The organism is Streptomyces sp. NPDC053367 (assembly GCF_044545925.1).
In the GTDB taxonomy this organism is placed as follows: Bacteria; Actinomycetota; Actinomycetes; order Streptomycetales; family Streptomycetaceae; genus Streptomyces.
This window is the reverse complement of sequence record NZ_JBITYN010000001.1, coordinates 1,327,272-1,339,415: the sequence shown is the minus strand read 5'-3', so window position 1 is coordinate 1,339,415 and position 12,144 is coordinate 1,327,272. Positions and strand designations below refer to the sequence as shown.

General features: G+C 71.3%; 10 protein-coding genes. 9 read left to right on the top strand and 1 reads right to left on the bottom strand.

Annotated elements, in window-relative coordinates; translation table 11 throughout:
- Nucleotides 1–64 precede the first annotated feature (64 nt).
- The 6 genes from ACIGXJ_RS06165 (at nt 65) to ACIGXJ_RS06140 (ending at nt 7,498) form a co-directional block, all read left to right on the top strand.
- Entirely contained in the window at nt 65–658 is a 594-nt protein-coding gene (locus ACIGXJ_RS06165) for a CGNR zinc finger domain-containing protein (protein WP_399642156.1), read from the top strand.
- Between the two features lie 257 nt (nt 659–915).
- On the top strand, nt 916–1,497 hold the full coding sequence (locus tag ACIGXJ_RS06160; protein ID WP_399642039.1) for a sigma-70 family RNA polymerase sigma factor: 582 nt from the start codon (nt 916–918) through the stop codon (nt 1,495–1,497).
- A complete protein-coding gene (locus ACIGXJ_RS06155; protein ID WP_399642037.1) occupies nt 1,497–2,321 on the top strand; it encodes an anti-sigma factor family protein in 825 nt (274 codons plus the stop codon). Before ACIGXJ_RS06160 ends, ACIGXJ_RS06155 begins: the two co-directional genes overlap by 1 nt.
- 506 nt (nt 2,322–2,827) lie before the next feature.
- A complete protein-coding gene (locus ACIGXJ_RS06150; RefSeq protein ID WP_399642035.1) occupies nt 2,828–5,125 on the top strand; it encodes a HelD family protein in 2,298 nt (765 codons plus the stop codon).
- 377 nt (nt 5,126–5,502) lie between these two features.
- On the top strand, nt 5,503–6,924 hold the full coding sequence (locus tag ACIGXJ_RS06145) for an NAD-dependent malic enzyme (RefSeq protein ID WP_399642033.1): 1,422 nt from the start codon (nt 5,503–5,505) through the stop codon (nt 6,922–6,924).
- Nucleotides 6,925–7,216: 292 nt separating this feature from the next.
- Nucleotides 7,217–7,498, top strand: coding sequence for an HU family DNA-binding protein (locus tag ACIGXJ_RS06140; RefSeq protein ID WP_360212855.1), 282 nt, complete (start codon nt 7,217–7,219; stop codon nt 7,496–7,498).
- A gap of 170 nt (nt 7,499–7,668) precedes the next feature.
- Here the strand turns inward: ACIGXJ_RS06140 and murA are convergent, their stop codons facing one another.
- Nucleotides 7,669–9,012, bottom strand: a complete 1,344-nt coding sequence (gene murA / locus ACIGXJ_RS06135) for a UDP-N-acetylglucosamine 1-carboxyvinyltransferase (RefSeq protein ID WP_399642030.1) — start codon at nt 9,010–9,012, stop codon at nt 7,669–7,671.
- A 246-nt stretch (nt 9,013–9,258) separates the two neighbouring features.
- Between murA and ACIGXJ_RS06130 the strand changes: the two genes are divergently transcribed.
- The 3 genes from ACIGXJ_RS06130 (at nt 9,259) to ACIGXJ_RS06120 (ending at nt 12,030) form a co-directional block, all read left to right on the top strand.
- The gene (locus ACIGXJ_RS06130; RefSeq protein WP_399642028.1) at nt 9,259–9,831 is read left to right on the top strand and encodes a YqgE/AlgH family protein; all 573 of its coding nucleotides are present in this window, start codon (nt 9,259–9,261) and stop codon (nt 9,829–9,831) included.
- 29 nt (nt 9,832–9,860) lie between these two features.
- A complete protein-coding gene (locus tag ACIGXJ_RS06125; RefSeq protein ID WP_356690570.1) occupies nt 9,861–10,148 on the top strand; it encodes a DUF3039 domain-containing protein in 288 nt (95 codons plus the stop codon).
- A 253-nt stretch (nt 10,149–10,401) separates the two neighbouring features.
- Nucleotides 10,402–12,030, top strand: coding sequence for a beta-N-acetylhexosaminidase (locus tag ACIGXJ_RS06120; protein ID WP_399642026.1), 1,629 nt, complete (start codon nt 10,402–10,404; stop codon nt 12,028–12,030).
- Nucleotides 12,031–12,144 lie beyond the last annotated feature (114 nt).

Here is a 12,144-nt window from a genome sequence, read left to right as displayed (position 1 = left end):
CGTTCCCCACCGTGTTTCGACCGCCGGGCGGTGACAGGCACATGGACGTGACAGGCACATGGACGTGACATCCGCTACGCCGACCCTCCCGTACGAGCTGCGCTTCGACGCCGGGCGCGTCTGTCTCGACCTGCTGGCGACCGCGCACCCCGTCGAGCGGCTCCGTTCGCTCGACGTGCTGCGGGCGTGGATCGAGGGCAGTGGGCTCGTGCCGCCGGGGACCGTCCTGGGACACGCGGACGTGGGATGGATCCACGGGTTTCGCGAAGTGCGGAGCACGCTCGGCGAGTTGGTCGAGGATCATCTCGCCTCGCGTCCCGTCGGCGACCTCCCCCTCGGCCGGCTCAACGACCTCGCCCGGCCCTCGCCTCCCGCACCCCGCGCCGTACGCGCCGCCGACGGCAGTCTCGTACGCGCCCCCGACCCGCACCCCGAGTGCGCCGCGCTCGTCGGGGCCGTCGCCCGCGACGCCGTGGAGTTGCTGACCGATCCCGTGGCGCGGGCCGCGCTGCGGCGGTGTGCGGGGGACAACTGCCCGCTCGTGTACGTCGACACGTCCCGGGGGCGGCGCAGGCGCTGGTGTTCCAGCGAGGTGTGCGGCAACCGGGAGCGGGTCGCCCGGCATCGGCGCCGTGCGGCCGCTCTCACCCGCGCCTGACCGCCTCCGCCGTCCGTGAGACAAGGCTGTCCGTGCCGCGACGCCGTCCATGCCGCGACGCCGTCCGTGACACAAGTAGCTCTGTCAACTTCCCCGTGTGTGAAGGAAATACACAGAAATCCGGGAGGGAATGTGCCCCCATGTCACCACTCGTGACATGACCCCGCAGAAAACTGTCGCTTCTCCTTGAACACCCGCCGCCCCCCGTCCGTACCCGTTGCCGAGCGACCGACTGGGGGAACCCCCGGACACCGGAGGTGGGCGTGCGCAAGGATGCGGCCGTGGCCAAGGAACGTGGAACGAGGGCCCGACATCGCATGTCCCAGCCCTCGGAGCCCGACGAGGAGCTGATGCGCGCGCTGTATCAGGAGCACGCCGGACCGCTCCTCGCGTATGTGCTGCGGCTGGTCGCGGGAGACCGGCAGCGCGCCGAGGACGTCGTGCAGGAGACGCTCATCCGTGCCTGGAAGAACGCCGGTCAGCTCAATCGGGCGACCGGTTCGGTACGCCCCTGGCTGGTGACGGTCGCGCGCCGCATCGTCATCGACGGCCACCGCAGCCGGCAGGCCCGGCCGCAGGAGGTCGATCCGTCGCCGCTGGAGGTCATCCCCGCGGAGGACGAGATCGACAAGGCGCTGTGGTTGATGACGTTGTCCGATGCTCTCGACGATCTGACGCCCGCGCACCGGGAAGTGCTCGTCGAGACGTACTTCAAAGGGCGTACCGTCAATGAGGCGGCGCAGACCTTGGGGATACCCAGTGGCACGGTCCGGTCCCGGGTGTTCTACGCCCTGCGTTCGATGAAGCTGGCACTGGAGGAGCGGGGGGTGACGGCGTGATGAGCAACTACGGGGGCAGCTACGGGGGATTCGGCCCGGGCGGAACTGGACAACCTGGACCCATGCAGGGATCACAGGGCCCGAACGAGCACGAGACCGTCGGCGCCTACGCCCTCGGGATCCTCGACGACACCGAAGCAACCGCTTTCGAGGCCCACCTCGCGACCTGCGAGTGGTGCGCGCAGCAGCTCGACGAGCTGGCCGGGATGGAGCCGATGCTCGCCGCGCTCGCCGACCTGCCGGGCACGGGGACGCCCGCCGTCGGGGAGTCGCTGTCCGCGCGCCCGAGTCCCCGGCTGGTGGAGAGGCTGGTGGACGAGGTCGCCGAGCGGCGGGCCCGTAAGCGAAGGCGTGGGTTCTACCTCGTCGCCGCGGCGGCCGCGCTGATCATCGGCGGGCCGCTCGTCGCCGTGGCGGCGTCCGGCGGTGACACCGGCACCAAGGTCGAGGCGCATCCGTCGAGCCCCGCCAAGGAGGCGTTCGACGTCATGCACGACAAGATCCGGGCCACCGACCCGGCGACCCAGGTCAGCGCCACGGTCGCCCTGGAGAAGAAGGCCTGGGGCACGCACGCGGTGCTGGAGCTGAAGAACGTCAAGGGGCCGCAGAAGTGCGCCCTGATCGCGGTCGGGAAGAACGGCGAGCGCGAGACGGTGACCTCCTGGTCCGTCCCGAACTGGGGCTACGGCATCCCGGACTCCGCCGCCGAACAGGCCCGTCAGCCGTTGTACGTGCACGGCGGCGCGGCCTTCGAACCGAACGAGATCGACCACTTCGAGGTCATGACCTTCGACGGCAAGCGGCTCGTGGAGGTCGACGCGTAGGGCTGTCGCCGGCCTCTTCCACGGTGCCGGGTCCCACCCCTCCCCGGGGCGCGGGACGCCGGGCCGCGCCCGTACCGGCCCCCGTCCCCTCCAGGGGCGCGGGCGAGAGTGGTGTCCGCGCGGGCCGACCCCTGAGCGGGGCACGTTGCGGGGGCCGGTGACTCGCCATGCCCTGGTCGGCCCGTGTCCTGCCCAGGGGGCGCAGCCGACCCCTTCCGGGCCCTCCCCGCGGGGCCCGTTCCGAGCCGCGCCCCGCCCGCTGGGCCGCGGCCCGTGCGGGTGCCGGCAGAGCCAGGCCCGGGTCGGCCCCGCGGCCTGCCCGGGCACACCGAACCGCCCCCGCCGGGACGGCCGCGCTCGGCCGGGAGAGGGGTCTCGGAGCCCCGACGGAGTCACAGGTCGCCCGCCGGGCGGGTCCCTCCGCGAGACAGGCCCCGGCCGCCGTAGCCTCACCGGCTCCCTTCGCGTACGGTTGACGGCTGCCCAGCACGTCAGAAGGGGGCCCGGTGGCCGCTCAGGCTCAACAGGAAACCGCGGTCGGCGCGGCCTCGGACTCGGTCCGTGACCGTGAGATCAGCGTGGAACAGGAACACCTGGACCGGGTGTACCGACGCCTGGAGGAGAAGATCCACGAGGCGGAGTTCCTCATGCACGACGCGGCCAAGCGCGGCCAGGTCGGCACGCCCGGCGCGCTCGCGGAGCGGGACGCGCAGGTCTTCCGGGCGGGTGTCCACCTCAACCGGCTCAACAACGAGTTCGAGGACTTCCTCTTCGGGCGGATCGACCTGCTGCCCGGCAAGGACGGGAAGAAGGGGCCCGACGGGGCGTACACCGCCGTGGAGCCGGCCGAAGGCGCGGTGCGGCCCGACAACACCGCCGACATCGCCGAGACGCTGCACATCGGCCGGATCGGCGTCCTCGACGAGGACTACGCCCCGCTGGTGATCGACTGGCGGGCCCCGGCGGCCGCTCCCTTCTACCGGTCGACGCCGGTGGATCCGGGACGGGTCGTACGGCGGCGCGTCATCCGCTCCAAGGGACGCCGTGTCCTCGGTGTCGAGGACGACCTGATGCGGCCCGAGCTGAAGGCGTTCCTCGACGGGGAGCAGCTGCCCGTGATCGGCGACGGCGCCCTGATGGCCGCGCTGGGGCAGGCCCGCAGCCACACCATGCGGGACATCGTCGCCTCCATCCAGGCCGAGCAGGACCTGGTCATCCGGGCGCCCGCCGCGTCCGTGACGTACGTCGAGGGCGGGCCGGGCACGGGCAAGACCGCCGTGGCGCTGCACCGCGCCGCCTACCTGCTGTACCAGGACCGGCGGCGGTACGCGGGCGGCATCCTCATCGTCTCCCCGACCCCGCTGCTCGTCGCCTACACCGAGGGCGTGCTGCCCTCCCTGGGCGAGGAGGGCCAGGTCGCCATCCGGGCGATCGGCTCGCTCGTCGACGGGGCCGAGGCCACGCTGTACGACTCCCCGGCCACGGCCCGCGCCAAGGGCTCGTACCGGATGCTGAAGGTGCTGCGCAAGGCCGCGCGCGGAGCGCTGGAGCTGAACGATTCGCCGGAGCGGCTGAGGGTCGTCGCCTTCGGCCGTCGGCTGGAGCTGGAGGCCGCCGAGCTGGACCGCATCCGGCGCAACGCCCTCGGCGGCACGGCCCCCGTCAACCTGCTGCGCCCGCGCGCCCGCAAGCTCCTCCTGGACGCCCTGTGGGAGCAGTCCGGCGGCGCCGCCCGGCACAGCGACCCGGAGCTGGCGGCCGAGCTGCGCTCCTCCTTCGACGAGGACGTCACGAGCGAGGACTCCTTCACGGGCTTCCTCGACGCCTGGTGGCCCGAGCTGACCCCGAGAGCCGTCCTCGCCGCGATGGCCGACGAGCGGCGCCTCGGCCGCTGGGCCCGCCGCGTCCTCAACCCGGGCGAGGTCCGCAAGGTCGCCCGATCCCTCAGGCGCGACGGCCTCACCGTGCACGACATCGCCATGCTCGACGAGCTCCAGGCGATCCTCGGCGTCCCGTTCCGCCCGCGCAGGAAGCGTGAACTGGACCCGCTGGACCAGCTCACCGGCCTGGAGGAGCTGATGCCGGTGCGCGAGGAGTCGCAGCGCGAGCGCGCCGAGCGGCTGGCGCAGGAGCGCACCGAGTACGCGCACGTCATCGTGGACGAGGCCCAGGACCTCACCCCGATGCAGTGGCGCATGGTCGGCCGCCGGGGCCGGCACGCCACCTGGACGGTCGTCGGCGACCCGGCCCAGTCCTCCTGGTCCGAGCCCGACGAGGCCGCCGAGGCCCGCGACGAGGCCCTGGGCACCCGCCCGCGCCGCCGCTTCGAGCTGACCGTGAACTACCGCAACCCGGCCGAGATCGCCGAGCTGGCCGCCAAGGTGCTGGCGCTGGCCATGCCGGGCGCCGAGTCCCCGTCCGCGGTCCGCTCCACCGGCGTCGTCCCCCGTTTCGCGGTCGTACGGGACTCCCTGCGCGAGACCGTCCGCGCGGAGGCCGAGCGGCTGCTGGAACGGGTCGACGGCACCGTCGGCGTGGTCGTCGCGATGAACCGGCGCGAGGAGGCGCGGCGCTGGCTCGACGGGCTGGGCGACCGGGTCGTGGCGCTCGGCAGCCTGGAGGCCAAGGGCCTGGAGTACGACGCGACGGTCGTGGTCTCGCCCGCGGAGATCGCCGACGAGTCCCCGGCCGGCCTGCGGGTGCTGTACGTGGCGCTGACCAGGGCGACCCAGCAGCTCACCGTCGTATCGGGGGAGCGGGACGAGCCGGACGCGGCCGGTGTGCCGGATCTGCTGCGGGACTGACTTCCGAGAACCCGCACCGACCTCCGCGCTCGGGAATGGTCTCGCGGCATCCGTTTGTTAGCCTTGTCGTGACACCGGCTCGATCCAAGCCCCCGGGCCCAACCTTCGTCCCTCAGAGGGACCACTTGCCGCGAGGCGAGCATGGCGGGTCGGTGTCATGAACGTACGAAGAGGCCCACGTCGAATGTGACGTGGGCCTCTTTGTCGTCGCAGGGCTGGCTGATCGATTCTCGTATCGTGGAAGATGTTTTCCGAAGTCGCTCCCCGTCCTGTGAACAAAACGTCCGCAATCCGGGGCGACTACTCCCTACTCGGGGGTAGGTGCGACGATCGGACGGCACAACTTCGCGACACGGTGAAAGCAGAGGAAGTCGGCCATGGCAACGGCGCCCAGCGTCTCCTACTCGATGACGATCCGGCTGGAGGTGCCCGCGAGCGGAACCGCCGTATCGCAGCTCACCACCGCCGTGGAGTCCTCCGGAGGCTCGGTGACCGGCCTCGACGTCACCGCCTCCGGCCACGAGAAGCTCCGGATCGACGTCACGATCGCGGCCAGCTCGACCGCGCACGCCGACGAGATCGTGGCCAAACTCCGCACCATCGAGGGCGTCACGCTCGGCAAGGTCTCCGACCGTACGTTCCTGATGCACCTCGGCGGCAAGATCGAGATGGCATCCAAGCACCCCATCCGCAACCGTGACGACCTGTCCATGGTCTACACGCCGGGTGTGGCCCGCGTCTGCATGGCCATCGCCGAGAACCCCGAGGACGCCCGCCGCCTCACCATCAAGCGCAACTCCGTTGCGGTCGTGACGGACGGCTCCGCCGTGCTGGGCCTCGGCAACATCGGCCCCAAGGCCGCGCTGCCCGTCATGGAGGGCAAGGCGGCCCTGTTCAAGCGGTTCGCCGGCATCGACGCCTGGCCGATCTGCCTCGACACCCAGGACACCGACGCGATCGTCGAGATCGTCAAGGCCATCGCCCCCGGCTTCGCGGGCATCAACCTGGAGGACATCTCCGCGCCCCGCTGCTTCGAGATCGAGGCCCGGCTGCGCGAGGCCCTGGACATCCCCGTCTTCCACGACGACCAGCACGGCACCGCCATCGTCGTGCTCGCCTCGCTGACCAACGCCCTGCGCGTGACCGGCAAGGCCATCGAGAACATCCGGGTCGTCATGTCCGGCGCCGGCGCCGCCGGTACGGCCATCCTCAAGCTGCTGCTCGCCGCCGGCGTCAAGAACGCCGTCGTCGCCGACATCCACGGCGTCGTGCACGCGGGCCGCGCCGACCTGGTGGACGCCCCGGCCGACTCGCCGCTGCGCTGGATCGCCGACAACACCAACCACGAGGGCCTCACCGGCACCCTCAAGGAGGCCGTGCGCGGCGCGGACGTCTTCATCGGCGTCTCCGCCCCGAACGTCCTCGACGGCGAGGACGTCGCCGCCATGGCGAACGGCGCGATCGTGTTCGCGCTCGCGAACCCCGACCCCGAGGTCGACCCGGCGATCGCCCGCCAGACCGCCGCCGTCGTGGCCACCGGCCGCTCCGACTTCCCGAACCAGATCAACAACGTGCTGGTCTTCCCGGGTGTCTTCCGCGGTCTGCTGGACGCCCAGTCCCGCACGGTCAACACCGACATGATGCTGGCCGCCGCCAAGGCGCTCGCCGACGTGGTGACCGAGGACGAGCTGAACCCGAACTACATCATCCCGTCCGTCTTCAACGACAAGGTCGCGGGCGCCGTCGCCGGCGCCGTGCGGGAGGCCGCGAAGGCGGCGGGCGAGGCCCAGCACGCCTGACGTGCCACTGAACCCGCTGTGAACCTCGCCACGGGCGCCCCCCGGCGCGTCGTGGAACCGGGCCCGGCCGATCTCCCTCTAGGGTGTCGGCCAGGCCGGGCCTGCTTTTCGTGTGACTCGTGTGACTCCCAAGGGTGTTCTCACGACTCCTGCGGGTGCCGGATTGGCTTTCCCGCCGCAGGTAGAGGCAGGATGCGTCCCTGGGCGCGAGCGCATCGGCATTCGCAGCGCCTACTATGCGGCTCCGTCGCGTGGGGCGCCCCAACGGCAAGAAGAACACGGGAGTAACAACATGAACCGCAGTGAGCTGGTGGCCGCGCTGGCCGAGCGCGCCGAGGTGACCCGCAAGGACGCCGACGCCGTGCTGGCCGCGTTCGCCGAGGTTGTCGGCGATGTCGTCGCCAAGGGCGACGAGAAGGTCACCATCCCTGGCTTCCTCACCTTCGAGCGCACCCACCGTGCCGCTCGTACCGCCCGCAACCCGCAGACCGGTGAGCCGATCCAGATCCCGGCCGGCTACAGCGTGAAGGTGTCCGCGGGCTCGAAGCTCAAGGAAGCGGCCAAGGGTAAGTAACCCTCCGTTTCAGCGCCGCTCTGGTTCGGCGCCGTGGGCGACTGCCGGTCCGCCGTGGCTGGCCGCGCAGTTCCCCGCGCCCCCTGGGGCGCTGCAGTGAACAGAACAACGCCGATGGGGCGGCCACCCGGACTCCGGGTGGCCGCCCCATCGGCGTCTTCGCGTGCGGGTCAGAGGGTCTTGCCCGGCAGCTCGACCTTCGCGCCGAGCTCCATCAGCTTCTCCATGAAGTTCTCGTAGCCACGGTTGATCAGGTCGATGCCGTGCACACGGGACGTGCCCTGCGCCGCGAGGGCGGCGATCAGGTACGAGAAGCCGCCGCGCAGGTCCGGGATGACCAGGTCGGCGCCCTGCAGCTTGGTGGGGCCGGAGACGACCGCGGAGTGCAGGAAGTTGCGCTGGCCGAAGCGGCAGTCGGAACCGCCGAGGCACTCGCGGTAGAGCTGGATGTGGGCGCCCATCTGGTTGAGCGCGGAGGTGAAGCCGAGGCGGGACTCGTAGACCGTCTCGTGGATGATCGACAGCCCGGTCGCCTGGGTCAGCGCCACCACGAGCGGCTGCTGCCAGTCCGTCTGGAAGCCCGGGTGGACGTCCGTCTCCAGGGCGATGGACTTCAGCCGGCCGCCGGGGTGCCAGAAGCGGATGCCCTCGTCGTCGATCTCGAAGGCGCCGCCCACCTTCCGGTAGGTGTTCAGGAACGTCATCATCGAGCGCTGCTGGGCGCCGCGGACGTAGATGTTCCCCTCGGTCGCCAGCGCCGCGGACGCCCAGGAGGCGGCCTCCAGGCGGTCCGGGAGGGCGCGGTGGGTGTAGCCGCCGAGCCTGTCCACACCGGTGATGCGGATCGTGCGGTCGGTGTCCATCGCGATGATGGCGCCCATCTTCTGCAGGACGCAGATCAGGTCCTCGATCTCCGGCTCGACGGCCGCGTTCGAGAGTTCCGTGACGCCCTCGGCCAGCACGGCCGTCAGCAGCACCTGCTCGGTCGCGCCGACCGACGGGTACGGCAGCCGGATCTTGGTGCCGCGCAGCCGCTGCGGGGCCTCCAGGTACTGGCCGTCGGCGCGCTTCTCGATCGTCGCACCGAACTGCCGCAGCACCTCGAAGTGGAAGTCGATGGGCCGGCCGCCGATGTCGCAGCCGCCGAGGCCGGGGATGAAGGCGTGGCCGAGACGGTGCAGCAGGGGGCCGCAGAAGAGGATCGGGATGCGCGACGAACCGGCGTGGGCATCGATGTCAGCGACGTTCGCGCTCTCGACGTGCGACGGGTCGAGCACCAGCTCGCCCGGCTCGTCACCCGGGCGGACCGTCACGCCGTGCAGCTGCAGCAGACCGCGTACGACCCGCACGTCGCGGATGTCCGGAACATTGCGCAGCCGGCTCGGCGCGCTGCCCAGCAGTGCGGCGACCATGGCCTTCGGTACGAGGTTCTTCGCACCGCGGACACGGATCTCGCCCTCGAGCGGGGTTCCGCCGTGGACAAGCAGTACGTCATCAGCGCCGTTGACGGTCATGAATCTCGCGTTCCGTGGAGTGGGGCAGGGGGCCAGAGAGAGACAGAGTAATCGCCATGGACGGTCGGTCCGTAAGCCCGAGGAGGCCCTCCTTCCGTCATAGGTCTGTCACAACACGAACCGTTTCTCCCCGGGCACATGCGGTCACCGTGCGCCGTCCCCGCGCCCCTGCGCCCTGAGCTGCACCGGACCCCGAGTGCGCGACGCTCTCCCCACGCCGGGGCAAGATGCGGGATCATGTCTGGCATGACCGAGGTGTCCTCGCTCACAGGGCGGCTGCTCGTGGCCACGCCCGCCCTGGCGGACCCGAACTTCGACCGCGCGGTGGTGCTCCTTCTCGACCACGACGAGGAGGGCTCCCTCGGTGTCGTCCTCAACCGCCCCACCCCGGTGGGCGTGGGCGACATCCTGGAGGCCTGGGCCGATCTGGCCGGTGAGCCCGGCGTCGTCTTCCAGGGCGGCCCCGTCTCCCTGGACTCGGCTCTCGGCGTCGCGGTGATCCCCGGAGGCGCCCACGCGGACGGCGCCCCCCTCGGCTGGCGCCGGGTGCACGGCGCGATCGGCCTGGTCGACCTGGAGGCCCCGCCCGAGCTGCTCGCCTCCGCCCTCGGCTCCCTGCGCATCTTCGCCGGGTACGCCGGCTGGGGCCCCGGCCAGCTGGAGGACGAACTGGTCGACGGCGCCTGGTACGTCGTCGAGTCCGAGCCGGGCGACGTCTCCTCCCCGGAGCCCGAACGGCTCTGGCGCGAAGTGCTGCGCCGCCAGCGCAACGAGCTGGCGATGGTGGCCACGTACCCCGACGACCCTTCGCTCAACTGATGCCTGTGAGCTTCAGTACCCTGGGGCGTATGAGCACTCTCGAGCCCGAGCGCGGGACTGGTACGGGGACCCTCGTCGAGCCCACGCCGCAGACTTCCCACGGCGACGGCGACCACGAGCGCTACGCCCACTACGTCCAGAAGGACAAGATCATGGCGAGCGCCCTCGACGGGACTCCCGTCGTGGCGCTCTGCGGCAAGGTCTGGGTGCCTGGCCGTGACCCGAAGAAGTACCCCGTGTGCCCCATGTGCAAGGAGATCTACGACTCCATGGGCTCGGGCGGGGACGACAAGGGCAAGGGCGGCGACAAGAAGTAGGCCGGCCCGCCCGGCTCTCCGAAGGCCCCCGGGGCGCGTCGCGGCGCGGTACCGGGGGTCTTCGTGTGCGCCCGGGGACGTCAACTGGTTCAGACCTCTTGTGGAGGGCTCCCCGCAGTCCTTAGCCTCTGAGGCGTTGTGCAGAACAGAACGCCAATTGCGTACGTTGCAACGCGGTCGGCCGGACGATCCACTCGTGCAACGGCGTCCGGTCTCCGGGCCGGCGGGGCGGCGGGGCGGTAAAGGACTGACCATGGCTTTCGAGGACCTGATCCCGGCTCCCCGCAAGGGCTGGTGGGTGCCGCCCGGGCGGGGGGCGTTCCCGCTGGACGAGGAGACCGTGCTGCACGCGGAGCCCGGCACCGAGCGGGTGGCGCGCAGGCTGCGCGACATGCTGGGCGCCGCCACCGGGCTGCCGTTCGCCGAGGGCCGCGGCGACAACGGCATCGTGCTGCGGATGGACCCGGACCTGGAGCCGGAGGGGTATCGCGTCGTCGTCGACGGGTACGCGGTCCGTGTCGAGGGCGGGAGCGCGGCCGGAGTCTTCTGGGGGGTGCAGACCCTCCGTCAACTGCTCGGCCCCGACGCCTTCCGGCGGGCGCCGGTCGATCCGCACCGGCGGGAGTGGGACCTGCCGATGGTGGTGATTGAGGACGCGCCCCGCTTCCGCTGGCGCGGCCTCATGCTCGACGTCGCCCGGCACTTCATGCCCAAGGACGCGGTCCTGCGCCACCTCGATCTGATGGCCGCCCACAAACTCAACGTGCTGCACCTGCACCTGACGGACGACCAGGGCTGGCGGATCGAGATCAAGAAGTACCCGCGGCTGACCGAGGTCGGCTCCTGGCGGGCCCGCACGAAATTCGGGCACCGCGCCTCACCGCTGTGGGAGGAGAAGCCGCACGGGGGCCACTACACCCAGGACGACATCCGCGAGATCGTCGCCTACGCCGCCGAGCGGCATATCGCGGTCGTCCCGGAGATCGACGTACCGGGACACTCGCAGGCGGCCATCGCCGCGTATCCGGAACTGGGCAACACCGACGTCATCGACACGACCTCCCTGACCGTCTGGGACAACTGGGGAATCTCTCCCAACGTACTGGCCCCCACCGACAACACCCTGCGCTTCTACGAGGACGTCCTGGAGGAACTCCTGGAGCTGTTCCCGGGCGAGTTCGTGCACATCGGCGGGGACGAGTGCCCCAAGGACCAGTGGCGGCGCTCGGCGTTCGCGCAGGCCCGGATCAGGGAACTCGGACTCGCCGGCGAGGACGAGCTCCAGGCGTGGTTCGTCGGCCACTTCGACACCTGGCTGTCCGCGCGCGGGCGCCGCCTCATCGGCTGGGACGAGATCCTGGAGGGCGGGCTCGCGAAGGGGGCCGCGGTGTCCTCCTGGCGGGGTTACGCGGGCGGGATCGCCGCCGCGCGGGCGGGCCACGACGTCGTCATGTGTCCTGAGCAGTTCGTGTATCTGGACCACCGTCAGGACGGCGGCGAGGACGAGCCCGTGCCCATCGGTCACGTCCGCACGCTGGAGGACGTCTACCGTTTCGAGCCGGTCCCCCCGCAGTTGACGGACGACGAGGCTCGCCATGTGATCGGCACCCAGGCCAATGCGTGGACCGAGGTGATGGAGGACCAGGGGCGCGTGGACTACCAGGTCTTCCCCCGGCTCGCGGCCTTCGCCGAGGTGGCCTGGAGCGCCCTGCCGGCCCCGGCGGAACGGGACTTCGCCGCCTTCGACCGCCGTATGGCCGCGCACTACCGGCGGCTCGACGCCCTGGGGGTCGCGTACCGGCCGCCTGCCGGGCCCCGGCCGTGGCAGCGGCGGCCCGGTGTCCTGGGGCGACCGCTGGAGGGGCCGCCGCCGAACCGATAATGACAAAAGGTGCCGGGTGTCACCGAAGAGTGCCAATTCGCGCGCACCGGTGAAGCCGTGCGAAAACGGACCATCTCCTCGATGAGGTGGGCGAATGCCTCCTAGCGGACCCCC

Coding starts and splice junctions, on each gene's coding strand:
- ACIGXJ_RS06155 (WP_399642037.1), top strand. CDS start 1,497: ATGAGCAACTACGGGGGCAGCTACGGGGGATTCGGCCCGGGCGGAACT.
- ACIGXJ_RS06145 (WP_399642033.1), top strand. CDS start 5,503: ATGGCAACGGCGCCCAGCGTCTCCTACTCGATGACGATCCGGCTGGAG.
- ACIGXJ_RS06140 (WP_360212855.1), top strand. CDS start 7,217: ATGAACCGCAGTGAGCTGGTGGCCGCGCTGGCCGAGCGCGCCGAGGTG.
- murA (WP_399642030.1), bottom strand. CDS start 9,012: ATGACCGTCAACGGCGCTGATGACGTACTGCTTGTCCACGGCGGAACC.
- ACIGXJ_RS06130 (WP_399642028.1), top strand. CDS start 9,259: ATGACCGAGGTGTCCTCGCTCACAGGGCGGCTGCTCGTGGCCACGCCC.
- ACIGXJ_RS06125 (WP_356690570.1), top strand. CDS start 9,861: ATGAGCACTCTCGAGCCCGAGCGCGGGACTGGTACGGGGACCCTCGTC.
- ACIGXJ_RS06120 (WP_399642026.1), top strand. CDS start 10,402: ATGGCTTTCGAGGACCTGATCCCGGCTCCCCGCAAGGGCTGGTGGGTG.